The organism is Nocardia sp. NPDC127579 (assembly GCF_042672005.1).
GTDB lineage: Bacteria > Actinomycetota > Actinomycetes > Mycobacteriales > Mycobacteriaceae > Nocardia.
The window spans coordinates 636,569-662,929 of sequence record NZ_JBHXVZ010000001.1 but is presented as its reverse complement, the minus strand read 5'-3'; the positions used below and the strand labels follow the sequence as shown (position 1 = coordinate 662,929).

Annotated in this window: 16 protein-coding genes; 10 read left to right on the top strand and 6 right to left on the bottom strand. The window is 69.6% G+C overall.

Annotated features, from left to right (window positions below; translation table 11 throughout):
* Positions 1–15: 15 nt before the first annotated feature.
* Together ACFVMC_RS02580 and ACFVMC_RS02575 are read right to left on the bottom strand one after the other, a co-directional pair.
* A complete protein-coding gene (locus ACFVMC_RS02580; RefSeq protein WP_379206204.1) occupies positions 16–14,076 on the bottom strand; it encodes an SDR family NAD(P)-dependent oxidoreductase in 14,061 nt (4,686 codons plus the stop codon).
* A 483-nt stretch (positions 14,077–14,559) separates the two neighbouring features.
* Positions 14,560–15,213 carry a TetR/AcrR family transcriptional regulator C-terminal domain-containing protein gene (locus ACFVMC_RS02575; protein WP_379206202.1) on the bottom strand — a complete coding sequence of 218 codons (654 nt, stop codon included), beginning with the start codon at positions 15,211–15,213 and terminating at the stop codon, positions 14,560–14,562.
* Between the two features lie 90 nt (positions 15,214–15,303).
* Between ACFVMC_RS02575 and ACFVMC_RS02570 the strand changes: the two genes are divergently transcribed.
* Entirely contained in the window at positions 15,304–16,875 is a 1,572-nt protein-coding gene (locus ACFVMC_RS02570) for an FAD-dependent monooxygenase (RefSeq protein WP_379206200.1), read from the top strand.
* Here the strand turns inward: ACFVMC_RS02570 and ACFVMC_RS02565 are convergent.
* Positions 16,768–17,055 (bottom strand): hypothetical protein, encoded by a 288-nt coding sequence (locus ACFVMC_RS02565; protein ID WP_379206198.1) that lies wholly within the window; start codon positions 17,053–17,055, stop codon positions 16,768–16,770. The genes ACFVMC_RS02570 and ACFVMC_RS02565 overlap by 108 nt on opposite strands.
* Positions 17,056–17,254: 199 nt before the next feature.
* Here ACFVMC_RS02565 and ACFVMC_RS02560 point away from each other — a divergent pair, with 199 nt between their 5' ends.
* The 4 genes from ACFVMC_RS02560 (at position 17,255) to ACFVMC_RS02545 (ending at position 20,066) form a co-directional block, all read left to right on the top strand.
* Positions 17,255–18,022 (top strand): hypothetical protein, encoded by a 768-nt coding sequence (locus tag ACFVMC_RS02560; RefSeq protein WP_379206196.1) that lies wholly within the window; start codon positions 17,255–17,257, stop codon positions 18,020–18,022.
* Complete coding sequence (locus ACFVMC_RS02555; RefSeq protein ID WP_379206194.1) at positions 18,019–18,537, top strand: hypothetical protein; 519 nt, start codon at positions 18,019–18,021, stop codon at positions 18,535–18,537. Before ACFVMC_RS02560 ends, ACFVMC_RS02555 begins: the two co-directional genes overlap by 4 nt.
* Positions 18,534–19,313, top strand: a complete 780-nt coding sequence (locus tag ACFVMC_RS02550; protein ID WP_379206192.1) for a hypothetical protein — start codon at positions 18,534–18,536, stop codon at positions 19,311–19,313. Before ACFVMC_RS02555 ends, ACFVMC_RS02550 begins: the two co-directional genes overlap by 4 nt.
* A gap of 183 nt (positions 19,314–19,496) precedes the next feature.
* On the top strand, positions 19,497–20,066 hold the full coding sequence (locus ACFVMC_RS02545) for a hypothetical protein (protein ID WP_379206190.1): 570 nt from the start codon (positions 19,497–19,499) through the stop codon (positions 20,064–20,066).
* A gap of 124 nt (positions 20,067–20,190) precedes the next feature.
* Here the strand turns inward: ACFVMC_RS02545 and ACFVMC_RS02540 are convergent, their stop codons facing one another.
* Positions 20,191–20,889, bottom strand: a complete 699-nt coding sequence (locus ACFVMC_RS02540; protein ID WP_379206188.1) for a TetR/AcrR family transcriptional regulator — start codon at positions 20,887–20,889, stop codon at positions 20,191–20,193.
* A gap of 133 nt (positions 20,890–21,022) precedes the next feature.
* Here ACFVMC_RS02540 and ACFVMC_RS02535 point away from each other — a divergent pair, with 133 nt between their 5' ends.
* The gene (locus tag ACFVMC_RS02535; RefSeq protein ID WP_379206186.1) at positions 21,023–21,934 is read left to right on the top strand and encodes an NAD-dependent epimerase/dehydratase family protein; all 912 of its coding nucleotides are present in this window, start codon (positions 21,023–21,025) and stop codon (positions 21,932–21,934) included.
* Between the two features lie 3 nt (positions 21,935–21,937).
* Here the strand turns inward: ACFVMC_RS02535 and ACFVMC_RS02530 are convergent, their stop codons facing one another.
* Positions 21,938–22,345: a VOC family protein gene (locus ACFVMC_RS02530; RefSeq protein ID WP_379206184.1), complete on the bottom strand. Its 408-nt coding sequence runs from the start codon at positions 22,343–22,345 to the stop codon at positions 21,938–21,940.
* A gap of 136 nt (positions 22,346–22,481) precedes the next feature.
* Between ACFVMC_RS02530 and ACFVMC_RS02525 the strand changes: the two genes are divergently transcribed.
* Positions 22,482–23,135, top strand: coding sequence for a lipase family alpha/beta hydrolase (locus ACFVMC_RS02525; protein WP_379206182.1), 654 nt, complete (start codon positions 22,482–22,484; stop codon positions 23,133–23,135).
* 33 nt (positions 23,136–23,168) lie between these two features.
* Positions 23,169–23,504, top strand: coding sequence for a type II toxin-antitoxin system VapC family toxin (locus ACFVMC_RS02520; RefSeq protein WP_379206180.1), 336 nt, complete (start codon positions 23,169–23,171; stop codon positions 23,502–23,504).
* On the opposite strand, the gene ACFVMC_RS02515 is transcribed toward ACFVMC_RS02520, so the two are convergent.
* Positions 23,501–24,646 (bottom strand): acyl-CoA dehydrogenase family protein, encoded by a 1,146-nt coding sequence (locus ACFVMC_RS02515; protein ID WP_379206178.1) that lies wholly within the window; start codon positions 24,644–24,646, stop codon positions 23,501–23,503. The two genes, ACFVMC_RS02520 and ACFVMC_RS02515, sit on opposite strands and share 4 nt — an antisense overlap.
* 63 nt (positions 24,647–24,709) lie before the next feature.
* Between ACFVMC_RS02515 and ACFVMC_RS02510 the strand changes: the two genes are divergently transcribed.
* Positions 24,710–25,087 (top strand): ArsR/SmtB family transcription factor, encoded by a 378-nt coding sequence (locus ACFVMC_RS02510; protein WP_379206176.1) that lies wholly within the window; start codon positions 24,710–24,712, stop codon positions 25,085–25,087.
* Entirely contained in the window at positions 25,084–26,199 is a 1,116-nt protein-coding gene (locus ACFVMC_RS02505) for a cation diffusion facilitator family transporter (protein ID WP_379206174.1), read from the top strand. The genes ACFVMC_RS02510 and ACFVMC_RS02505 overlap by 4 nt, the downstream gene beginning before the upstream one ends.
* The last annotated feature ends 162 nt before the right edge of the window (positions 26,200–26,361 follow it).

The following is a 26,361-nucleotide window of genomic DNA, read 5'->3' as shown; positions in this document are numbered from 1 at the left end:
TCCTGGTCTCTCAGCTCAGAGGCTGTCGATGAATTCGAAAAGCTCGTCGTCGTCGGCGGATTCGAGGTCACCGGCGGCATCGCCCAGCTCCACCCGATCGCCGTCCACGTCCTCGAGCCTGCGCAGCAGCGCGGACAATTTCTCGGCCAGATCGGATCGCTGCGAGGAGGTCAGTTCCGCATTGGCGAAACTTCGGGTGAGCGAGTCGACTTCGGCGGCGAGCGCTCGCGCGCCGGCGTCGGCGGGCGCCAGCTCGTGGCGGAGGAACTCGGCCAGCGCTCCCGGTGTCGGGTGGTCGAACAGCGCGGTGGCCGGCAACTGCACGCCCGCGGCGGTCTTCAACCGGTTGCGGAACTCCATCACCCCGAGCGAATCGAACCCGATCGCGCTGAACGGTTTGTCCGCGTCCAGCGTTTCGGCCCCGGTGTGCCCGAGCACGGCGGCGGCATGCACGCCGATCACGCCGAGCAGGACCCGCTTCTGTTCCTCGGAGGAACGACCAAGCAGCCGGGTGACCAGCTGACCCGAGTCGGCGGCGGCCTCGGTCGGTGCGGCGACCGATCCGCGCCGGGTCGAGGGTTTGGCCAGTGCCCGCATGATCGGGCGGACATCGGCCGGATCGCCGAGCGCGTCGCGATCGATGCGCACCGCCACGGCGGTCGGCAGCCCGGTCGCCGCCGCCGCGTCGAACAGGTCCATGCCCACTTCGGCGTCCAGCGGGAGCAGGCCCTCGCGGCGCAGGCGGGCCAGGTCGGCCTCGGTCAGATCGCCGGTCATTCCGCTGCTCTGCTGCCACGGTCCCCAGGCGATGGAGGTCGCGGGCAGGCCCTCGGCGCGGCGCTGGTGGGCGAGCGCGTCGAGGAAGGTGTTGGCCGCGGCGTAGTTGGCCTGGCCCGCGGTGCCGAGCACCCCGGCGATCGAGGAATAGAGCACGAAGGCCGAGAGGTCCAGGTGCGCGGTGGCCTCGTGCAGATTCCACGCGGCGTCGACCTTGGGACGCAGGACCCGCACGATCTGCTCGTCGGTCATCGTGGCCAGCAGGCCGTCGGCCAGTACACCGGCCGCGTGCACGACCCCGGTGAGCGGATGCTCGGCCGGGATCGAGGCGAGCAGCCGGTCCAGTGCCGCCCGATCCGCCGCGTCGCACGCCACGACCTCGACGTGCGCGCCGAGTGCGGTGAGTTCGTCGACCGTCTCCGGCACGCCGGGCGACTCCGCGCCGCGCCGGCTGGCGAGCACCAGTCTGCGGACGCCGTGCACGGTGATCAGGTGACGTGCGGCCACCACACCCAAACCGCCGGTGCCGCCGGTGATCAGCACGGTGCCCGCGCCCCCGAGTGGCGTCGGGACGGTGAGCACGTTCTTGCCGACGCCCCGGGCCTGGCTCAGATAGCGGAAGGCTTCGGGCGCGCGGCGCAGATCCCAGGCGGTGATCGGATACGGGTGCAGCTCGCCGCTGTCGAACAGGCCGACGAGCGTTTCCAGGATCTCGCGCAGCCGGTCCGGCCCCGCTTCCATCAGCATGAAGCTGGCGTAGCGCACGCCGGGGTGCTGTGCGGCGACCTCGTCCGGGTCGCGCCGATCGATCATCCCCATCTCGACGAACCGGCCGCCGCGGGGGAGCAGCCGCAGCGAGGCGTCCACGAAATCGCCTGCCAGCGAGTCGAGCACGATGTCCACGCCCGCGCCGCCGGTGCGCGCGCCGAACTCGGCTTCGAAGTCCAGGCTGCGCGAATCGGCGATATCGGCATCGTCGAAGCCCATGTCCCGCAGCACGTTCCATTTGGGCTTGCTCGCCGTCGCCAAGATGCGCAGGCCCAGGTGCCGCGCGAGCTGCACCGCGGCCATGCCGACACCGCCGGTCGCGGCGTGCAGCAGCAGGGTCTCACCGGAGCGGGCCGCGGCCAGGTCGACCAGACCGTAGTAGGCGGTCGCGTACACGATCGGCACGGCCGCGGCCCGGGCGAACGACCAGCCCCGCGGCATCGGCGCGAGCAGTCGACGGTCGACCACGACCATCGAACCCATGCCGGGTGTGAAACCGAAAACGCGATCACCCACGGCGAATTCGGTGACGTCGGACGCGACTTCGAGCACGACGCCCGCGCCCTCGCCGCCGATCCGGCCGAGCGGGTCCGGGTAGGTGCCCAGTGCCATGAGCACATCCCGGAAGTTCAGGCCGACTGCACGCATGCTCACCCGGACCTGGCCGGGCAGCAGGGCGGCCGTCGCGCCCGTGGTCTCGTCGAGCCCGAAGTTCTCCGTCGACAAGGTGCCCCGGTCTCGCAGGGTCAGCGCCCAGCCCGTGGTGTCGGGGGCGGTCAGCGCGCCCGAGTCGCGGGTGACGCGCGGGACGTACACCGCCGAATCACGAACGGCCAGTTGGGATTCGTCGGTGAACGCCGAGGCCGCGGCCACGGCTGCCCGATGGTCGCCGCCGCGGAGGTCCACCAGCCTGATCCGGTCCGGGTTCTCGCTCTGCGCGGTGCGCAGCAGCCCCCACACCGCGGCCGCTGCCGGATCGACGTGCGCACCGGCCTCGACCGCGACCGCCCGGTCGGTGACGACCACGAGGTGATCGGCACCGTCCAGCGCTCGTCGCAGCCGCTCGGCGACCTCGATGACCGTCGCGCGCACCGCGTCGGGGAGCGCGGAAGAGCTCTCGTCCGGCGGTACCGGCGCGACGCGCAGGACCACGTGCCTGCGCCCGTCGATCACGGCGATCTCGTTGTCCCCGTTGCCCTCCCACGCGACCTCCGCCGCACCATCGCTTTCCCGGAGCACCCACTCGACGTGGTATCCGAGACGGTCGCGCTGCGCCCCGGTGAGCGCGCCCGTCGCGATGGCGCGCAGCGTCAGTCCGCCTACCTCGCCGATCAGCGAGCCGGCCTGGTCGGCGAAGGTCAGGGTGACGCGTTCGGGCCCGGCGGCCTTCGCGTGCACCCGCAGCGCGCTCGCGCCGACGCCGCGCAGATCGACATGTTCCCAGGAGAACGGCACGGCGACCGAACCGTGCGGCGGCATCGGAAGCAGTCCACCGAGCAGGATCGCATGCAGCGCCGAATCGAGCAGGGCGGGGTGCAGCCCGAATTCCCCGGCCTGGTCGCGTACCGAATCGGGCAGCACGATCTCGGCGAACGCCTCGCCGGGGCGCGCCCACGCCGACCGCACACCGCGGAAGGCCGGTCCGTATCCGTAGCCGCGGTCTTCCAGCGCCGCGTAGCCGTCCTCGACGGCGATCGCCGTGGCGTCGGCGGGCGGCCACTCGTGTATGTCGTCCGAGTGAGCCGGTGCGAACGAGTCGTCGGTCAGCGTCGCGACCGCGTGCCGCACCCATTGCGATTCGCCGTCTGTGCGCGAATAGAACTGTGCGGTAACACTGTTCGAGTCCGCACCGGGGTCGACCACCAGGCGCAGCTCGACGCCCGCGCCCGCCGGTATCGGCAGCGGCGCTTCGATCACGAGCTCGGCCAGTCGCGGCCGCTCGGCTATCGCTCCGGCATGCAGCGCGAGCTCGACCAGGGCCGCGCCGGGCAGCAGCACCGTGCCCGCGACCGCGTGGTCCTCGAGCCACGGATGCGTGCCGCGCGCCAGCCGGCCGGTGCAGACCACCTGCTCCGAATCCGGCAGGCGGACAATCGCACCGAGCAGCGGATGACCGGCATCCTCCAGGCCGGAGCGCTCGACATCGTTGGGCAGCACCGGCCGGGCCCAGTAGCGCTGACGCTGGAACGCGTAGGTGGGCAGGTCGATCCGGGCGGCGGGCCGATCCTGCGGCCAGTCGACCGGAATACCGGCGGTATCCGCCCGTGCCAACGCGGAAACGAACGCGGTCGGCTCGTCCACCGACCGCCGCGACGTCGCCACGGCGGTGGCTTTCGCCTCCACCTCGGGGTGCCGCGCCAAGCAGGACGCCGTCATGGCGGTGAGCACCGCATCCGGGCCGACCTCGACGAACCTGCGCACACCGCGTTCGATCAGGGTGTCGATGCCCGGCGCGAAACGCACGCAGCCGCGCACCTGCGCCACCCAGTACTCCGGGTCGCGGACGGCGTCACCGGCTTCGGTGCCGGTGACATTCGAGACGATCGGCAGCAGCGGCTGCCGGTAACTCAATCCTTGGGCGACAGTGCGGAATTCGGCCAGCATGGGGTCCATGCGCGCCGAATGGAAGGCGTGGCTGACCCGGAGCCGGCTGGTCCGGGTGCCGCGCTGTTCGAAGAGCCGCTCGACCTCGGCGACGGCGTCCTCGTCACCCGAGAACACCACGGCGGCAGGCCCGTTGATCGCGGCGATCGCCAGACGATCACCGTACTCGGCCACCACCGCCTCGGCCTGCTCCGCGTCGACGGCCACCGCGAGCATCGCGCCGCCCTCGGGCAGGCCGCCCATCAACCGGCCGCGCGCCGCCACCAGCGTGCACGCGTCCGGCAGCGTCCACACGCCCGCGACGTACGCCGCGGCGAGTTCGCCGATCGAATGCCCGGCCACCACATCCGGGATCACGCCGAACGATTCCAGCAGCCGGAACAGCGCGACCTCGAAGGCGAACAGCGCGGGCTGGGTGAATTCCGTTCGGTTCAGCCCGCTTTCGGGCGCGTCGAACATCACCGAGCGCAGCGATCCGCCGAGCCGGCCATCGAATTCGGCGCACACCTCGTCCAGGGCGGCGGCGAAGACCGGGTAGTCCCGGTAGAGCCCCGCGCCCATGCCGCGTCGCTGCGCACCCTGCCCGGTGAACAGGAACGCCACCCGCCCCGGCAGCGCCGTGTCGGCGACAACGCTCGGCGTGGTCTGGCCCTCGGCAAGGGCCGCCAATCCGCCGAGCAGTTCGTCCCGGTCGTGGCCGACCACCGCGCCCCGCCAGTCCAGCCGCGCCCGGGTGCCGGCCAGCGCCGCGGCCACATCCCGCACGGCGAGTTCCGGGCGTTCGATCATCCACTGCCGCAACCGATCCGCCTGCGCGCGCAGCGCCGCCTCGGACCGTGCCGACACCAACAGTGCGGCGACCTCGGGATTCACGCGCGGGCCCGGGGCCGGTGCGGTCGCGGCCGCGGGTGCCTCCTCCAAGATGATGTGCGCGTTGGTTCCGCTGATGCCGAAGGACGAGACGCCCGCTCGGCGCAGCCGGGCCGGGCGCCGGTGCCAGGGTTCGGCTGCGGTCAGCACCCGCACCGCGCCGGAGGACCAGTCGACATGCGGTGAGAGTTCGTCCGCGTGCAAGGTGCGCGGCAGCACGCCGTGCCGCATGGCCTGCACCATCTTGATGATGCCGCCGACACCCGCGGCCGCCTGCGCGTGCCCGATATTGGATTTGAGCGAGCCGATCCGCAGCGGCTCGCCGCCGCGATCCCGGCCGTACGCGGCGATCAGCGCCTGCGCCTCGATCGGGTCGCCCAGGGTGGTGCCGGTGCCGTGCGCCTCGACGGCGTCCACCTCCGACGGCGCGATTCCCGCGTCGGCCAGGGCCTCGGCGATCACCCGCTCCTGTGCCGGGCCGTTGGGCGCGGTCAGGCCATTGCTGGCGCCGTCCTGATTGACCGCGCTGCCGCGCACGACCGCGAGCACGTCGTGGCCGAGTCGCTGTGCGTCCGAGAGCCGTTCGACGACCAGTACGGCCGCGCCCTCCGACCACGACACACCGTCGGCGGCCGCGGAGAACGATTTGCAGCGCCCGTCCGAGGCGAGTCCGCGCTGCCGAGAGAAATCGAGGAAGACAGCGGGCGTGGCCATCACGGTGGCCCCGCCGACCAGAGCCAGCGAGCTCTCGCCCTGACGCAGCGCCCGGCACGCGAGATGCAGTGCCACCAGCGAGGACGAGCACGCGGTATCCACCGTCAGCGCGGGGCCTTCCAGACCCAGGGCGTAGCCGATCCGGCCGGAGACCACGCTGCCAAGCGATCCGGTCAGCGCGTAACCCTCGACCTCGGGACCCGCGTTGCGGGTGAGTGTTTCGTAGTCCTGATACATCACGCCCGTGTAGACGCCGGTATCGCTACCGCGCAACGAAGTCGGGTCGATACCCGCGTGTTCGAGTGCCTCCCAGGACACTTCGAGCAGCAAACGCTGCTGCGGATCCATCGCGACTGCCTCCCGGGGTCCGATGCCGAAGAAGCCGGCATCGAAATCGGCTGCGTTGGAGACGAATCCGCCGCGGCCGGAATAGGTGGTACCCGGGTTATCAGGGTCGGGGTCGATCAGGCGGTCCAGGTCCCAGCCGCGATCGGCCGGGAAGTCGCTGATCGCGTCGGTTCCCGTGAACACCAGATCCCAGAGCGCGTCCGGAGATTCGACTCCGCCGGGGTAGCGGCAAGCCATACCGACGATCGCGATCGGTTCATCGACGTGCGCGGCGCTCGACACCACCGGCCGCGCCGTGCGTTTCGCGGCCGGTTGCGGCGCGACTCGCGACTGGACCAGTTGCGCCACCGCGGCGGGCGTCGGGTAGTCGAAGACCAGGGTCGAGGGCAGCGAGAGGCCGGTGGCCTTGCCGAGCCGGTTGCGCAGATCGACTCCGCCCAGCGAATCGAGGCCGAGTTCCCGGAACGGCGTCGCGGCATCGATCGAGTCGGCCGACGCGTGGCCGAGCACCGCGGCGACCTGAGCGCGCACCGTCTCGAGGGTCATTTCGGCACTGCGGTCCGCACCGGCCCCCGCCAGTCGCGCGGCCAACGTGCCGCCCGCGGCGGCCGCGGACCCGGTGCTCTCGGCGGGACGTCGTCCGTAATCGCGCAGCACCGCGGGCAGCGCGCGCCGATCCGATCCGCGACGTAGCGCGGCGGCGTCGAAACGCAGCGGCACCAGGCGCGCGGACCGATGCGCGAGCGCGGCATCGAACAGGCGCAGTCCCTGCGCGCGTTCGATCTGCCCGAGCCCGAGGCGATCCCACCGCGCGACCGCGACCTGATCCAGGTCGCCGGCCATGCCGCCCGCCTCGCCCCACGGCCCCCAGGCCAGCGACATCGCGGGCAATCCGGTCGCGCGGCGGTGCTCGGCCAGCGCGTCGAGGAAACTGTTCGCCGCGGCGTAGTTGCCCTGCCCGGCCGACCCGATCACGCCCGCCACCGACGAGAACACCACGAACGCGGCAAGATTCACGCCCTGGGTCGCCTCGTGCAGGTGCCACGCACCCGCGACCTTCGGCGCCAGCACCCGGTCGACCTGCTCGACGGTCAGGTACCCGATGGTGCCGTCGTCGAGCACACCCGCCGTGTGGATCACGGCACTCAACTCGGGCAGACCACCCACCAGGGTGCGCACCGAATCCCGGTCGGCGACATCACAGGCGATCAGCTGAACCCGAGCACCGAGCGCGGCCAATTCCTCGGCCAGCGCCGCCGCTCCCGGAGCCTCGGCACCGCGCCGCGAGGTCAGCGCCAGACTCCGGACGCCGTGCTCGGCGATCAGATGCCGAGCGAACAAGGCACCCAATCCACCGGTGCCACCGGTGATCAACACCGTTCCGGTCCCGAACGGGGCGTCGGTGTTCGGCCTGTCGGTACCGAACTGACCCTCGGCCCTGGCGCTCGGCGAATTGTGGCCGAAGAGCGCTTCGGCGCTTGGTATTTCGGAGCGCACCAATCGCGGTACGAGCAGGTCGGAGCCGCGCAGTGCGACTTGCGGTTCGTCCGTACGCAATACGGCGATGAGCGCTTCGGCGTCCAGCGGAGCAACCGGATCTTCGTCGAGCAGGACGAACCGGCCCGGGTTCTCGGTCTGAGCCGTGCGCACCAGACCCCAGACTGCCGCCGCGACGAAATCGGGGGCTTCGTCGGCGACGCCTATCGCGCCGGTGGTGACGACCACCAGGCGTGTGTCCGCGAGCCGTTCGTCGTGCAGCCACGAATTCAGCCGGGCGAGTGTCTCGTGCACGACTCGTTTCGTCGCCGAATACGGGTCGGCCGCTTCGGCATTCGACAATCCCGCGCGGTAGGCCACCGCGGCCGGAATCCGCTCCGCCCCGGCGACCGCCTCGACCGAGGCGTAGGACTCGTCGATACCCGCCACCGTGGTGCCGGTCAGCGTCGCGGGCGATACCGGGTCGCCGACGACCTCGCCCCCGCGTTCCCAGCGCACCCGATACACGTCGGCGTTGTCGTCGGAGCGGCCTTCGAAGAATCCCCGTACGTCGTACGGGCGCATGACCACCGCGTCCACCGAGAGGATCGGCCGTCCGGCGGAATCGACCGCGGCGACGGAGATGGTCTCCGGTCCCGTCGCCACCGCCGCGACCCGCAGTGCTGTCACCGGAGCCGATCCACCGGTTGGGGTTCGGTGCAACCGCGCACCGCCCCAGCGGAACAGCAACTTCCCCGAGCTCGGGTCGTGATCCACTCCACGCCAGAGCAATTCGGCGAGACCGGCATGCACGGTCATATCCAGCAGCGTCGGATGCAGCGCGAAAGCGCCTGCCGCATCCGCTGTCTCGGTGCGCAGGACGATCTCGGAGAGGGCCGCGTCCGCCTGCCGCCACACGGTGTGGACGCCACTGAACGCCGGGCCGTACTCCAGCCCCGAGCCCTGCGTCATCAGGGCCGGAATATCTGCCGCGTCGAGCATCTGGGCGTCGGCGGGCGGCCAGGTCTGGTCGAACATTCGAGCCTCGGTGGACGGCCGGGGCTGGTCCAGTGGTCGCGCTTCGGAAGCGTGCCGGGTCTGCTCGAGCGCAGGGGCGTCAGAAGGCCGCGAGGTCTGCTCGAGCCATCGCAGCGCCGCTGAGTCTTGCGAATGCTGTTGTGCCAGTGCGCCGGTCGCATTGAGCACCCACGGTTCCGTCGCGGATTTACGGAAGTAGAAGTCGAACTGCCGCCGCCCGGACTCGAGCGGCCGCACCGCGACCTGGAGCTCGATCTCCTCGTCCTCGGACGGCACGATCGGCACCTGTAGCGTGAGTTCGTCCAGGACGGCGCAGTCGATCCGCGCGCCCGCGCTCAGCAGGAATTCCACCAGGACCGCACTCGGGACCACGACGACGCCGTGCGCCTGGTGGTCGGCGATCCACGGATGTTCGCGCAGCGATAGTCGCCCGGTGACCAGCCATTCCTCGGTCCCCGCGACGCCGACGACGCCGGTCAGGATCGGGTGATCCGATGCGCCGGTCGCGGCGGCCCGCGTCGGGTGCAGCCAGAACCGCTGATGCTGGAACGCATAGGTCGGCAACGGGATTCGCTGCCCGGCGGTGGCGGGCAGCAGGGCTCGCCAATCGAGGGTTCCGCCGCTGACGTGAATCTGCGCCAGAGCCGAGAGCAGTTGTGGCACTTCACTGTTGGACCGCCGTGCGGTGGCGGCGATCGCGGTCGAGGACTCGAGGGCGGGCTGTGCGGCCACGCACTGCGTGGTCATCGCGCTGAGCACGGCATGCGGCCCCACCTCGACGAATCGTCGTACTCCGCTGGCGAGCAGCGTGTCGATTCCGGGTGCGAAGCGCACGGTGGCCCGGACCTGCCGCACCCAGTATTCGGGTGTGGCGATGCCGTCGTCCGCCAGTTGCCCGGTGACCGTCGAGACGATAGGCACCCGAGGCGGGTGATAGGTGAGACGCTCCGCGATCGCGCGGAACTCGGCCAGCATCGGATCCATGTGCGCGGAATGGAACGCATGACTCACCCGCAGCCGGGTGGTCTGGATGCCCGCGGCGGCCAGCTCCCGTTCGACGGCGTCGATCGCCTCGGCGTCACCAGACAGCACCGTCGCGCCGGGCGCGTTGATCGCGGCCAGCGACAGTCGCGCGTCGGCCCCGGCGGTGATGTCGTGTGCGCGCGCCTCGTCTACGGCCACAGCGAGCATCGCACCGCCCGAGGCGAGTTCGCCCATCAATCGGCCGCGGGCGGCCACCAGGGCGCAGGCGTGCGGCAGGGACAGCACACCGGCGATGTGGGCGGCCGATAGTTCGCCGATCGAGTGGCCCGCGAGCACATCCGGCACGGTTCCCAACGATTCCAGGAGCCGGTACAGCGCGACCTCGAACGCGAAGAGCGCGGGCTGGGTCCACTCGGTACGGTCGAGCACACCCGCGCTGTCGGTGAACATCACCTCGCGTAGCGACTGCCCGAGCAGCGGATCGAGTTGTGCGCACACCTCGTCCAGCGCGGTCGCGAAGACCGGGAAGGCGCGATACAACTCTGCACCCATTCCCACCTGCTGAGCACCCTGCCCGGTGAACAGGAACGCGGTCCGGCCGGTGACGACGTTTCCGGTCACGATGCCGCTGCCCGCGTCGGCGAATGCGCGCAGCCGCTCGAGCAGTTGCTCGCGGTCTGCGCCGAAAACCACCGCGCGCGAATCCAGTTGTGCGCGTGTATCAGTCAGCGCACCGGCCACCTCGGCGAGATCCAGCATCGGGTGTCGCGTCAGCCACTGGTACAGGCGCTCGGCCTGCGCGCGCAGCGCCACCTCGCCCTTGCCGGAGATGACCAGCGGCAGGTCGTGCTCGCCGTTGCTGGAGTTGGCCCGCGGCTGGTGGTGCTCGCCGTTGCTGGAGTTGGCCCGCGGCAGGTCGTGCTCGCCGTTGCTGGAGTCGGCCAGTGGCTGGTCGTGCCCGCCCGGGGAACCCGAGTCGCCGCGCGGGGTCGTGGCGTCGACCGGCGCTTCCTCGAGGATCACATGGGCGTTCGTGCCGCTGATCCCGAACGAGGACACCCCCGCTCGGCGCGCCCGTTCCCCGCGTTCCCACGGCTCGGCCGCGGTCAGCAGCCGGACCGCCCCGGCTCGCCAATCCACGTGCGGCGACGGCGTTTCCGCGTGCAGCGTGCGCGGTAGTCGGCTATGCCGCAGCGCCTGAACCATTTTGATCACACCGGCGACACCGGCCGCGGCGACCGCATGGCCGATATTCGATTTGAGCGATCCGATCCGCAGGGGTTCCCGGTCGTCGCGCGCCTGCCCGTAGGTGGCGATCAGCGCCTGCGCCTCGATCGGATCGCCCAGTGTCGTCCCGGTGCCGTGCGCCTCGACGGCGTCGACATCGGCGGCCGACAGTCCGGCGTCGGCCAGGGCCTGTTCGATCACCCGCTGCTGGGACGGCCCATTGGGTGCGGTGAGCCCATTGCTCGCACCGTCCTGGTTGACCGCGCTGCCGCGCACGACCGCCAAGATGTTGTGTCCCAGCCGGCGCGCATCGGACAGGCGCTCCAGGACGAGCACACCTGAACCCTCCGACCAGCCCACACCGTCGGCACCGGCGGAGAATGCCTTGCAGCGGCCATCGCGGGAGAGCCCGCGCTGCCGCGAGAAGTCGACGTACAGGTCCGGAGTCGCGGCGATGGTCACACCGCCGGCGAGGATCAGCGAACTCTCGCCCCGGCGCAGGGCCTGGCAGGCCGAGTGCAGCGCCACCAGCGAGGAGGAGCACGCGGTGTCCACCGTGACCGCGGGCCCTTCGAGGCCGAGCACGTAGGCGAGCCGTCCGGAGATGACGCTGTGTGAGGTACCGGTCAGCCGGAAACCCTCCAGGTCGCCGGTCACCAGGTTGGCGTATCCGGAGGCGCAGGCTCCGACGAAGACGCCGGTGTCGCTGCCGCGCAACGTTGTCGGGTCGATTCCCGCGTCTTCCAGTGCCTCCCAGGCGGTTTCGAGGAACACGCGCTGCTGCGGGTCCATGGCCAACGCTTCACGCGGACTGATGCCGAAGAATCCGGGATCGAAATTGCCTGCACCAGTGAGGAATCCGCCTCGGCGCGTGTACACGGTGCCCGCCTTGTCGGCGTCGGGATCGTAGAGGCGCTCGAGATCCCAGCCGCGATCCGCGGGGAACTCGCCGATCGCGTCGTGTCCGGAATCGACCAGTTCCCACAGCTGTTCGGCCGAGGCGACTCCGCCCGGGAACCGCGCGCCGATTCCGACGATCGCGATGGGCTCGTCCGATCTGGTCCGTCGGGTGACGCGGGTGCGCTGTGCACCGGCCGCGGTGGCGCGCGCGGTCAGCAGTTCGGCCACCGCGGTGGCGGTCGGGTGATCGAAGATGAGCGCGGGCGGCAGATCCACACCCGTGGCCTGGGTCAGGCGCTTCTGTAGTTCCACGCCGCTGAGCGAGTCGAAGCCCAGATCGGTGAATGGCAGATCATCGCGAATCGACTCGGACGATTCGTATCCGAGCACTGCGGCCGCTTGTTCCCGAACCACGGTGAGAACCGTTGCGTGGTGCTGGAATTCGGGAATGGTGCGCAGGGTGTGCGCCAGCACGCTTACCGCAGGAGCCGCCGGTTCGGTGGCCACACCGGCGTCCGGCGAACGGTCCGCCGTGGCGGGCGACGGTACGGCGGACAGACCTGTCTCCCGGCGGCGAAACGCATACGGCGGCAGGTCGATCCGAGATCCGGTTACCCGCCACGCATCCGAATCAACCTGCGCCCCAGACCGATACGATTCGAGAAGCGACGCATGGGTAGGCTGCGTGCCGTCACCCCTCGAGGATTCGATGTCGGGTGCGGTGGATGTCTCTGGTGCCTCGGGTGCTGTGGATGCCGCTAGTGCCGCGGACGGCGCGAGTGCCGTGGTTGCCTCGCTTCGCGGGGCGGGTGCCACGGGTGCGGCGGAGGGGTCGACGTCGGACTGCGGCGCGCCGACATCCGAGTCAGGCTCGGCGAGCGCTTCCAGCTCGCGTAGCAGCTGCTCCCTGCTCGACACCGAAAACCCTGCCCGGCAAGGCATATGGGCACGTGTCGTGAGCAGCGAATGCGCCACATCCGCGAGCGCGAGCTCCGGGTGCCGCAGGAGCCAGTCGTGCAGCCGGCTCGCCTGCGCACGCAGGTCCACCGTGTCGCGGGCGGAGAGCACGATCGGTACGCCATCGTCGGTTTCGGGGCCGCGGGGTACCGGCTGCTGCGAGATCGGCGCCTCATCGAGGATCAGGTGGGCGTTCGAGCCGCCCATGCCGAACGAGGAGACCCCCGCCCGCCGAACGGTGGCCGCGGACCAGGGCTCCGATCCGCTGATCACGCGCAGGCGCAGATCATCAAGGGGGATAGCCGGATTCGGCCGCTCGAAGTTGAGGCTCGCGACCAGTTCGCGATGGCGCAGGCAGAGCGCGGTCTTGATGAGGCCGATGATTCCGGCGGCCCCTTCCAGATGGCCGACATTGGTCTTGACCGAACCCACCGCCAGCGGTGCGTTCGGCGCGCGATCCAAGCCGTAGGTCGCGCCGAGTGCCGCGGCCTCGACCGGATCGCCCGCCGGGGTGCCCGTGCCGTGCAACTCGACGTACTGCACGGAATCGGCGGCCACCTCGGCCGCCGCCAGCGCGGCGCGAATCGCGGCGGCCTGCGCGTCACGGCTCGGCGCGCTCAGCACCCGCCGCTCATTGCCGGTATTGACCGCGCTACCACGGATCACGGCGTGAATCCGGTCGCCGTCGGCGACCGCCCGCGCCAGCGGCTTCAGGACGACCACGCCACCGCCCTCGCCGCGCACGAATCCGTCGGCGCGCGAGTCGAAGGTGAAGCACCGGCCCTGTGGCGAATGCGCGCCGAAGTGTTCGATCCGTTCCCCGCTGGTCGGCGAGAGGATCAGGTTGACGCCGCCGGCCAGCGCGATCTCGGTCTCGCCCGCGCGCAGGCTCTCGCAGGCCAGGTGCACCGCGACGAGTGAGGAGGCCTGTGCGCTGTCGACCAGGAGGCTGGGGCCGTGGAACCCGAAATAGTTCGATACCCGGTTCGCGATGATGCCGCGCGTCGCGCCCCATAGGGAGTGGCGTGTGATGCCCGGCCCCTCGGTGGCCGTGACCAGTTCCGCGAAGTCACCGCTGGTGCAACCGAGAAATACCCCGCCCGCGCGTGGTTCCCGGGCCACCTCGGCCATACCGGCGTCCTCGAGTGCCGCCCAGCTCAGCTCGAGTGCGAGCAGCTGCTGTGGATCGATCGAGCGGGCCTCGTTGGGCGCGATGCCGAAGAATTCCGCGTCGAAGTCGCTCACCGAATCCAGGAAGCTCGCGCGTTCGCTGAGCTGCGCGCGCGCCGCCGGTGCGGTGCCGACGGTGGCGCGACCTTGGCCGAGCAATCGCCAGAAGTCGTCGAGATCAGCAACTCCCGGCAGCCGGCACGCCATTCCTACGACAGCTACGGGGAAGTCTGATCGGGTCACCGCTGAACAACCTTTCGCACGACGCGCTCGCACCAGCGCGCCTCAGAACCGGGCATGAGTGAAATGCCTACTACACCAACAGATTTGAGGTGCGCACCGGGGCGCTGATCGGGGTGGTCGCACGCTCGGTACAGCGGCGGCCCCGCGTCGGGAAAACAGGGTCGTGGAAAGTGGCGTTGTCGAACATGGAGTCTCCTCGGCAAACTCGAATCCCCCCGAGAAGTGATGAGCGGGATTGCGCCCGCAAGGGAGTTACGACGCGAGCACCACACCGTTTCGCGCACAACGACAAATGGCCACCTCGGCCGGCTGATCCACACCTGCCCCTTACTCTGCCTTGCCCGATCCGACCTGCCGGACCGTCCTTCGAACCCATGCTGGACCGTAACCCTGGATCAGCTACTGGCCGGTAGCCTACCTGAGGGCACAAACCGGCGCCCGGCGGGATTGTGCCAGATCACATTGATGTGCGACCGCTCTGTTTCACCCGGGTTCGGAATCGGTTCGCAGGGAGGTGATCCCGGCGAGGATGACACGCAACCCGTGGTCGAACTCGGCGTCGGAATCGGTGGTGAAAGCGGCGCTGACCAGGTGTGCGGCGCGGGGGTAGCGATCGGAATCGATCTCGTCGCGCAGGTGGCCGGGGTCGTAGGGATTCCCGGCGGCGTAATCGATTCCGAGGCGAGATTGCTCTTCGATGACGAAGCCGACGGTGTAGTGCAGGATGATCGGGAACAGGCGTTCGGCGTCGGCGCGTGGCAGGCCCGCGTCGTCGAGGGTGCGCAAGGTCAATTCGATCGTGCGCCATAGGGTTTCGTCGGCCACATAGGTGCCGGCGAGCACCTTGGCGCCGTCGCGGTAGCGCAACATGGAGCGACGGAAACGACTGGCCAGCGCGATCATCCAGCTCTGCCAGTCCTCGTTGCGGCCCGGCGCTTCGACTCCGGTGACGGCCTCGACGAACACGGCCCTGGCCATCACGTCGAGTAGCTCGCGCTTGTTCTTGACATGCCAGTACAGCGCGGGCGCTTGCACATTCAGCGCGCCCGCCACCTTGCGCATGGTGAGGCCGTCGAGGCCGGTCTCGTCCAGCAGGCCCAGTGCGGCCGTGGCGATGACCTGGGTGTCGAGCTTCAACCATTCACCTCCGATCGATTCCTTGACAGCTTAACAACGTTCTGCTCTCCTTAACAACGTTAAAGAATTTAATGTTGTTAAGGAGATGCCATGGAGAACACCGAGGTCGTGATCGCTGGGGCCGGACCGACCGGGCTGATGCTGGCCGCCGAACTACGGCTCGCCGGAGTCGATGTCGTCCTGCTCGACGCGCTGCCCGCGCGGACAGGGGAGTCGCGCGCCGGGGGCATCCACGCGCGCACCATGGAGATCCTCGATCAGCGTGGACTACTCGATCGGCTGCTACCGCAGGGCCGCATCCTGGATGCGGGCCACTTCGGCGGGCTGCCGCTGGACTTCGGCGACTTCGCCACCCGCCACCCCTACACGCTGGCCATTCTCCAATCGCTGATCGAGAACGAACTCGACACGCACGCAACGGCTTCGGGTGCGCCCACGCACTGGTACACGCCGGTGACCGGCCTGCGGCAGGACGTCGATGGCGTCGAGATCGACCTCGGCGGGGCCGACCCGCGCCGGATCCGGGCGGCCTACCTCGTCGGCTGCGACGGCGGTCGCAGCACGGTACGCAAGCTCGCCGGGATCGGATTCCCGGGGACGGAGGCGACCGTCACCGGCATGATCGCCGACGTCGAGCTCGCCGAACCGCCGGCCCGGCAGTTCTTCGCCCAGCGCGCCGCGGTGGGCGACTTCTCGGTGGTGCAGTTGCAGCCCGGCTGGTTCCGGCTGGTCCTGCAACGCCATGACATCGTGTTCGAGCGCGGCGCCGAGCTGACCTTCGATGCGTTCCGGGCGCACTTCCGCGAGCTCGCGGGGACCGATTTCGGCATGCACAGCCCGCGCTGGGTCACCCACTACAGCGATGCGGCGCGCCAAGCCGACCGCTATCGCGCCGGGCGGGTGTTCCTGGCCGGGGATGCCGCCCACATCCACTACCCGGCCGGCGGACAAGGGCAGAACCTGGGTATTCAGGATGCGGTCAATCTCGGCTGGAAACTAGGAATGATAGTGCGCGGCAACGCATCCGAGGACCTACTCGACACCTATGAGGCAGAGCGCCATCCGATCGCGGCCCGCGTGCTGCGCAATACTCGCGCGCAGACGGCACTCATGCGACCCGGTGCGCATATGGACGCGCTGCGCGACACCTTCGGCGAGCTCATCGATCTGGATCAGGTCCGGCACCGGCTCGGGCTCATGATCACCGCGCTCGACATCCGATACGACACCGCGTGCGACCATCCGCTGGCCGGGCGGCGGGTGCCCGACGCCGAACTGGTGACCGCCGACGGCGGCACCCGGGTCCATCGGCTGCTGCGGACGGGTCGCCCGATTCTGCTGGTGTTCAACGGTATTCCCGGACTGTCGGGCTGGGACGGGCGCATCGACGTCGTGCACGCCCAATGCCGGGATCGAGGGTGGAGTATCCCCGGGGTCGGCGAGATACCCACGCCGGGCGCGATTCTGCTTCGCCCCGACGGCTATGCCGCCTGGGCGGGTGACGGACCCCGGCGGGACGGACTGGCCGAGGCGCTCACCGCCTGGGTCGGCCGGTCAGAAGGTGATGGCCCTGACGATCTCGTTGACCAGCCCGAGCGTCGGGTCGCGCTCGGTGCCGGCCGCCATGACCTGCTCGTAGAACCGTCCGTTGCCGATCGGTAGATGGAGGATGGACAGACGCATGCCGGCCCGGTTGCCCGCGACCTCGGCGTCATTGACGATCACGCTGCTGAACGCGCTCTGATTCAGCACGTGCGCGATATTGGCCTTGTGCTCCCCGATGGTCGGTGGATGCTGTGGCCCCAATTGCATCTGTCGCGTATTGCAGAACAGGAAAGCCATCGGATGCTCCTGCGGTTTCTAGGACGCGGTAGATCTGCCACTCTACGCCGCTAAAGCGCAGGTGAGAACCCCTTTCGAGCGGCGCGCGGGCGGCGGGATCAGGCAGGGAGAAATGCCAGATTTGCCCCGATCCGCCCGCTGTGTCGTGGCGAATAAAGGGGTGGCCGCAGTGGTCGACGACGAGAGGACGGGGTTTGCCATGACAGACGCGATCATCCGGCAGTTCGAAGACGGTGAGCGGCGGGTGCCGGCCAAGCCGAGCATCGAAACCGCCACAGTCCCTTCGGACGTGGACGGTGCGCCGGTGAGCGGGCTGTTGCCGCCCGCGGGCACGGTGGTGGTGTACTTCGGTCACCGGGCGGCGCCCGAGTGGCAGCGGCTGCGTGAGCTGATCACGCGCGGCGACTGGGCGGGCCTGCGCGCGTGCGCACGGGCCGAGGAGCCGGTCGAGGTGTCCGAGGAGAGCGCGCTGAGCAGTCCGATGCACTTCGAGGTCCGCTGTGCCGGAAGGACATTGGCGGAGCGTGCGGTGCTGCCCCAGCAGCGCGCGTACGGCACCCTCACGTTCCCGTACACCGGCGGCGTCATACCGGACAGCGATTTCGAGATCGTGGAATACCGGCAGCCCGAGGTCCCGGCGGAGCTCGAGCTGGACTACGTGATCGTGCGCCGGTCGCCGGAACTTTCGGATCTGGAGCGGCAGTTGCTCGGTGCCATCGACCCGGGGCTGCGGGAGATCCACGTCGGCGCCCGCTGGCCGCACGGCTGGATGTGCTCGATGGATCAGATCACCAACGATATTCACGACGCGGCGTTGCACGACCGCACCCAGGCGCACGGATGCGTCGCCGATGTGGTGACCAGCAAGCTGCCCGAGGACGTGATCGACGAGATCGCCGGCCGGCACGACGCTCCGGCCGCGTCGGTCACCGAGCTGCTCGGCGTGCGCAGGCGGCTGCTGGGATGATCACCGTGCTGACCGCGGCAGTGCTGGCGAGCTGGCTGCTCGTGACCGTGCTTGTGCCGATGCCGTTGGTCGGCAAGGTCGTCGGAAGGGCACTACCCGCGTGCTTCGCGCCTCTGGTGCCCTCCTGGACGTTCTTCGCTCCTCGGCCGGCGATCGACGACCGCGTGCTCTGCTATCGCGACCTGCTGTCCAACGGCGAGGTCAGTCCGCTGCGGGCGGTCTGGCCGGACGCGCGGCCGCCGGGGCGGACCCGCAAGGCGGTCGGGGACGCCTCGGCGCAGCTGTCCACGCTCCTGTCGGCGGGGCCCGATGCGAACCCCTCCGACGCCGGACGGAAGGTCGAGATCATGGTCAGCCCGCCGTATCTACTGTTGCTGGCGCGCTGTGTGGCGGCGCGGCACGATGTGACGGCGGTGGGGGTGCAGTTCGTGGTGGTGTTGACGAATCTGCGCGGTGATCCACCCCGGGTCGTGTTCACCTCCGCGATGCACCGGTTGGACGGAGCCCGACCGTGACCGAATACGACACGGCCTGTTGGGTTTTGACCATCTGCGGCCTCGGCGCGGCGTATTCGGCGTTCCGTGATCTGCGAGCGGGGCGCGAATACGCCGCCGGTGGGCTGCTGTCCTGGGAGGTCGTCGGTGCGGGCCGGTCCCGGTCGCTGCGCCGGGTGATGGCGTGGCCGGTGTATCGCTGGGTGTTGGCGGCCCAGTTGGTCGCGGGCGGGTGCGGGGTCGCCGTGTTCGCGCTGTCGGCTCCGGCGGCCGCCGCGCTCGCCTGGGTCCTCGCCGGCTGCTGCGCGGTGACCCTGTACCGCTCCGGGCACGGTCTGGACGGCGCCGACCAGATGTCCGCGCTGAGCACCGTGGTCGCGGCGGGCGTACTGACGGTCGGTGGCGACGTCGGCCGGCTCCTGCTGATCTTCCTGGCCGGCCAGTTGATCCTGAGTTACCTGATCGCCGGGGTCGCGAAACTCGCCTCGCCGGTCTGGCGTGACGGCAGCTGCCTCCCACAGATCCTGTCGACCGAGACCTTCGGTTCACCGGGGCTGGCCGCGGTGCTGCGCGCCCGTCCCGCGCTGGCAACGCTCATGGGCTGGTTCGTCATCGGTTTCGAGGTCCTTTTCGTGCTCGCCTGCGTGCTGCCCGGCGCGCCCCTGTGGGCCTTCCTCGCGGCCGGCCTGCTGTTGCATCTCGGAATCGCGATCACCATGGGCCTGATCAACTTCCTGTTCGCCTTCACCGCCGCCTATCCCGCCCTGATCTACACGGTCACCACGTATCTGGCCTGATACGCCTCCGGTGGAGACTATTCGGCGGGTGAGATTCGCGCGGAATTCCGGGGCACGGAAATTCGATCCAATACGCGGATTTGCCGCCGGATAGCGCTAGATTCACAGTGCCTCGGGGAAATCGCCGGGAATTGACGCGGCATTGTCGGAGTATGTATCGCTCACCAATTCGAGGAGTGGTTCATGAACAAGAAGTTCGCGGTGGCTGTGCTCACGTCCATCGGCGTTGCGGCGGGGGTGATCTCGGCCGCGCCCGCGCAGGCCGACCCCGGGATGTCGCGGGTCGACCGCGGGGTGACCTACCAGGTCGAAGCCCTGCCCGACGCGGCATCGATGGTCACCACGGTCGCCGGCGGCGCCTTCACGCTCGACGCCGAACGTTCGGTGGTGCAATTGCGCAACGACGCCGGAGAATCGGTCGCGACCATTCCGCTGTCCCTCTCCGCGGGCGGCCACCAGTTCCCGCTCACCGCCGCGATCACCGATAACGGCCACCGGCTGACCTTGGCCGCCGCCACCCCTGTCCTCCGCCGCGAGAATTTCAACTCCTCCCTCGACTGGTGGAACTACGAATTGAACCGCGCCGCACCGTGCGCCGGCATCGGCGCGCTCATCGGTGCGGGCGTCGGCCTCCTCTTCGTCATCATCGGCATAATCCCGGGCGCGATCATCGGCGCGATCATCGGCGAAATCCACTGCGGCGGCCAGGACCTGATCGACTCGGGCTACGCGTATTGGGGCGGCCAGCCCTGAGAACCGCCCCCGGCCTACCCGGTGCGGCGCTCCGTTTCGGTGCCGCATCGCGGTTGTCGGCCTGGTGGATCCGGCGCGATCATGCGCGGTGCGTACGACTGCGGCTGCCGGAAAGAGGAATGGGTCAGGGCAGTCCGACCAGGTCGGCCAGGAGGTTCATTTGGTGGTCGAAGTATTCGGGGCGGGCGGTGATGCTGCCGTCCAAGCGGCCGAAGACCTCGAAGCCGAGTAGGCCGAAAAGCTGGGTCCAGGCGGCGAATACGCGGCCCAGGGTGTCCTCGGTCAGGCGAGTGGTGCCGCCGCGCTGGTCGATGAGTGCTCGTAGGTCGGCTCGGACCGGGTTGGGGAGGCGGGTCGGCAGGGACGGGGGAGTGAGGTGGCCGGCGGTCGAGGCGTCGGTGGTGATATCGCAGAGCAGCAGGACGACCACCGCGGCCGGGGCGACCGTGTCGGCGGGGGCCTGGTAGCCGGGGACGGGGGTGCCGTAGAGCAGGCCGTATTCGGCCGGGTGCGCCAGCGCCCACTCGCGTACCGCGTGGCAGGCGGCTAGCCAGCGGGCACGGTAGGCGACGGCGGGCGCTTGCTCGGCGGCTACGGTGGCCGCCGCGCCCAGTGCCTGGTAGGCCTCGAGGATCAGGGCGGTCAGTAGGTGGTCGCGGCTGGGGAAGTACCGGTAGAGCGCCGAGGCGACGATGCCGAGATCGCGCGCGACGCCGCGCAGGGAGAGATCGGCGCCGTCGGTGGCGAGACGGCGGCGGGCAGCGGACTTGATCTCCTCGATCATTTCCGTGCGGACTCGGGCGCGCAGCGAGGGAGCGGACATGTCACCAGTGTAGAGAACGGGTGACGGTTTCGAGAACACTGTTCTTGACGCGATCGCGGACGCGGAGTTACCGTTCACGGGCATAGAGAACACTGTTCTCGAAGTAGAACACCGAGCGGAATCGAGGACTGTCATGTCCCTGCACATCGTTGTCGGAGCCGGACCCGTGGGAACGGCCACGGCGCTGCTGCTCGCCGAGCGGGGGGACGACGTCCGCCTGCTCACCCGCAGCGGATCCGGGCCCCACCATCCACGCATCACGCGCGTACCGGTCGACGCCACCGACCCGGCGGCACTCGCGGCGCACTGCGCCGGCGCGACCGTGATCCATCACTGTGCCGGACTCGAATATGCCAGGTGGGCAACCGGATTCCCGCCACTTATCGCCGCCGCCATCCACGCCGCCGAAGCGTCGGGAGCCGCACTGCTCACCGTCGGAAACCTCTACGGCTACGGCAAATTCGAAGGCGCGGTCGATGAAGCGCATGCCCTGCAACCGAATTCGCGTAAGGGACGGCTGCGCGCCGCCCTGTGGCACGATGCGTCGAACGCGCATCGTGCGGGCCGGATCCGTACCGCGGAAGTCCGCAGCTCGGACTATCTCGGCGCCGGAGCCCGCTCTACCTGCACGGCGACCATCCTGCCCGCCGTCACGGCGGGAAAGCCCGCGTTCTACCCCGGCGACCCCGACGCGCCACACAGCTGGACCGCCGTCGACGACGTCGCCCGGCTGCTGGTGGCGGTCGCCGATGACGAATCGGCCTTGGGCAGAGCCTGGCACGTGCCCACCGCCGCCCCGATGTCGGTGCGCGAACTCGCCGAGCTGGCCGCCGATCTCTCGGACGCCGCCCCCGCCCGGGTCCGCCGGATGCCCGCCGCCATGCTCTGGGCCGCCGGGCTGGTGAACGCCGACGCGCGCGAAATCCGGGAACTGCGTTACCAGTTCGAGCGCCCGTTCGTCATCGACTCGACCGCCGCGGTCGAGCGTTTCGCGCTCACGCCCACCTCGACCCGCGCCGCCCTGCAAGCCACGCTGGCCGGCTAGCCGCTACCCGCGCGACGAGATCTGCTGCACACCCCAGCTGTTGCCGTCCGGATCCTCGAAGAACACGAATCCGACATTGTCGAGTGGATGCGGTGTGGGGGTGGGGCTTTGGCCGAGCACCTGCACATCGGTCACCTCGACGCCCCGCGCCACCAGTTCCCGGTGCGCCTGCTCGATATCGGGCACGACCAGCTGCAACCCCTTTACCGAACCGGGCTCCATATGCGGGACCGCCCCTTCGCCGATCACGATGGAGCATCCGGAGCCGGGCGGCGTCAGCTGCACGATCCGCATCCCCGCCCCGACGGTCGTATCGTGGTCGACGACGAACCCCAACTGCTCGCTGTAGAAGGCCTTGGCACGGTCGATATCCGACACCGGCACGATGACGACCTCGAGCGTCCAGTTCATAGCGTTCCTTTCGGCTGTGGACAGCGCTTACCGGTACAGACGATCCGCCGCCGCGAAATTCATCGAGCGCTGCGCCGCAGGGGCCAGCCGTCGGTCTAGTCTTGGCCCGACATCCACGACCGCTGGGAGTGTGCCGATGCTGGGACGAGTACGGAATCATCTGCTGGTTGCGGCGGCGCTGGTACTGTGCGCGACTCCGCCCGCGAGCGCCGCGCAAGCGAACCCGGTCCTGCTCGTGCACGGGTGGCAGGGGTCGGCGGGGCAGTTCGCCCCGATGCGAACGGTGCTGGAGCAGGCTGGTTTTCCGGTGTACGCGGTGGAGTTGCCAGGGGATGAGAACTACGCCAATGTGCGGGCGATCGCGGCGGCGGTGGTTCGGGCGCGGCAGGAGCACGGTGGCAGCCGGGTCGATCTGGTCGGGCACAGTATGGGCGGGTTGTCGGCGCGGTACTTCCTGAAGTACGAGGGGGGAACCGACGCGGTGCGGACCTACGTTTCGATGGGGTCCGCGCAGCGCGGCTATCTGCCCGCCTGTGTGCTGCCGCCCGACGGCGGCGGGCAGATGTGCCCGGCCAACGAGTTCATCACCCGGCTCAACACCGGCGATCCGACGCCGGGACCGGTCACCTACACCTTCCTGAACAGCTCGTTGGACAGCACCCGCCACGACATCGTGGGCGGAAACTGGTGCCGCGCCGAGATTCCCGGGGTGCGACACGCCGACGAGCCGGGCGATCCGCGGTTCGCCGCCGCGGTACGCAAGGCGCTCGCGGGGGAGTGCCCGCGCTAGTATCCGAAGTGGGCAGACTGGTCGGACGATGCGTTGGCCCAAGCGCGGGACCTCGGCGCCACTGTCATCAACCCGATCATCTACGCCGAGGTGGCCGGCGGTTTCGACAGCATCGAGGAATTGAACGAAGCGCTGCCCGAATCGGAACTGGAGCGCGTCGAGTTGCCCTATGCGTCCGGCTTCGTGGCCAGCAAAGCGTTCGTGGCATATCGTCGCCGAGGTGGCGAGAAGCGAAGTCCGCTACCGGATTTCTATATCGGCGCCCATGCCGCGGTATCGGGCTACCGATTGCTTACTCGCGACCCGGCGCGGTTCCGGACCTATTTTCCGAACCTCGAGCTCATTGCCCCCGATCCGTCGGGCGGCTAGCTGTTTCCGGCGAGGCCGCGGGCGATGACCAGCCGCTGGATCTGATTGGTGCCCTCGAAGATCTGCATGACCTTGGCTTCGCGCATGTAGCGCTCGACCGGGAAGTCCTGGGTGTAGCCGTAGCCGCCGAGGACCTGGACGGCATCGGTGGTGACCTTCATGGCGGCATCGGTGGCGACCAGTTTGGCGACGCTGGCCTGGCGCGAGTAGGGCAGCCCGGCGTCGCGGCGGCGGGCGGCGTCGAGATAGGTGGCGCGGGCGGAGTCGACCGCGGCGGCCATGTCGGCGAGCAGGAAGCCGAGGCCCTGATGGTCGATGATGTTGCGCCCGAAGGCTTCCCGCTCCTTGGCGTAGGCGACCGCGTCGTCCAGGGCGCGCTGCGCGAGCCCGGTCGCGACGGCGGCGATGCCGAGCCGGCCGGAATCGAGCGCGCTGAACGCGATGGACAGGCCCTGCCCCTCCGCGCCGATCAGGCGTTCGGCAGGCAGCGGTGCGTCGTCGTAGGCGGCGGTGGTAGTGGGGATGCCCCGCAGGCCCATCTTCTCCTCGGGCTTGCCGAAACTCAGGCCCGGCAGATCCTTGGGGACGAGGAAGCAGGAGATGCCGCGCGATCCCTCACCGGTCCGGGCGAACAGTGTGTAGAAGTCGGCCCGGCCGCCGTTGGTGATCCATGCTTTCGATCCGGTGATGCGGTATCCCGCATCGGTTTTCGTGGCGCGGCAGCGCAGTGCCGCGGCGTCGGAGCCCGCGTGCGGTTCCGAAAGGCTGTAGGCGCCTACGGTTTCGCCGGACAACATGTCGTGCAGCCACCGCTGCTTCTGTTCGTCGGTGCCGAAGCTGAACAGAGGATGGCAGGACAGACTGTGCACGCTGACCGCCACCGCGACCGCGGCCCACCGGCTCGCGAGTTCCTCGAGGACCTGGAGGTACACCTCGTACGGTTGACTGCCGCCGCCGAATTCCTCCGGGTAGGGCAGGCTCAGCAGCCCGGCCGCGCCGAGTGCCGGGAACACGCCGTCGGGAAAGACGCCGGTCTTCTCGGATTCCACCACCCGGGGCTCGAGCACCTTGTCGGCGATATCGCGGGTGAGGTCGATGAGCTCGCGGGCTTCGGGGGTGGGCAGCATCCGATCAACTGGCATGCCCTTTTTCTACTCCCCGAGGTGGTCTGGTCGAACTGGACCGCTATGCTTTAATATCTGCGTATGAATGCAGATAGCCAACCAGCGCCGCTCGCGGAGGATCAGGTCGGCCTGGTCGTCGAGGTCTTCCGGATGCTGGCCGATCCCACCCGGGTGCAGGTCCTGTGGGCCCTGGTGGATCGGGAGCTGTCGGTGAACGACCTGGCCGGTCAGGTCGGAAAACCCGCGCCCTCGGTCTCGCAGCATCTCGCCAAGCTGCGGATGGCGCGATTGGTGCGCCCCCGGCGGGCGGGCACGACCATCTACTACAGCCTGGAGAACGAGCACGTCCGCCAACTGGTGGTCGATGCCGTGCACAACGCCGAGCACGCGGGCCCAGGCATCCCGCCGCACCACCGCACCGACGCCGTGCGCGAGCTTCCACCGGCGGTGGCGGAATGAGTCACACGCGAAGGGATCCCCTGCGCGGGCTGCTGCGTAGCGGTACACCGCACGCGCACGATGGCCCAACCACACACGACCACACGCACCGAGACGACCGTGCGCCCGAACGCGCAGACGTTGATCGACACGATCACGCGCACTCGCATGGTCGCCGGCACTCGCACCACTCCGGGATCCGCGGCATCCTGCACGAGATCTTCGCCCCGCACAGCCATGACGCCGCCGACAGCGTCGACGACGCGCTCGAGTCCAGTGCAATCGGCATCCGTGCGGTCAAGATCAGCTTGGCGGTGCTCGGCGGCACGGCCCTGCTCCAGGTCCTGATCGTCGTGGTCTCCGGTTCGGTCGCCCTGGCGGCGGACACGATCCACAATTTCTCCGATGCGCTGACCGCGGTGCCGCTGTGGATCGCGTTCGCGGTCGGGCGCCGGGCCGCCACCCGCCGCTACACCTATGGTTTCGGCCGCGCGGAGGATCTCGCGGGGCTGTTCGTGGTCGCCATGATCGCGCTGTCGGCGTCGATCGCGGGCTACGAGGCCGTGCGCAGGCTGCTCGATCCGGCGCCGATCGAGCATCTCGGCTGGGTCGCCGCGGCCGGGTTGATCGGTTTCCTCGGCAACGAAACCGTTGCGCTGTATCGCATTCGGGTGGGGCGGCGAATCGGCTCGGCGGCCCTGGTGGCCGACGGACTGCATGCCCGCACCGACGGATTCACCTCGCTGGCGGTGCTTTTCAGCGCCGGTGGCGTGGCGCTGGGCATCCCGCTGGCGGATCCGATCGTTGGCCTGTTGATCACGCTCGCCATTCTGGCCGTGCTACGCACGGCGGCCCGTGATGTCTTCCGCCGTCTGATGGACGGCGTCGACCCGGCCCTGGTGGTCTCGGCCGAACACGCGCTGGCCGCCGAACCCGGTGTGCAGAGCGTGCGCAGTGTCCGGATGCGCTGGATCGGGCATCGCCTGCACGCCGATGTGGAGGTGGATGTGGCGCCCGCGCTCACCCTGGCCGACGCGCACCGGGTCGCGCACGCCGCCGAGCACACGCTGACCCACGCCGTGGCCCGGCTGGAGTCCGCGCTGGTGCACGCCTACCCGGCGCATTCGGGGTGATCCGAGCGGGTGACGGCTGGTCATGTCGCACCGCTATGACCTGCGGTTTCACATTTGATGCGGCTCGGTTTCAGATTTCGGGCCATGGGGATTCCGCTCGGGCTACCTTTGGGTAGCATCCCGGATGTGACGTGGCTCTCTTCGGCCACCGGCAGGAAAAGA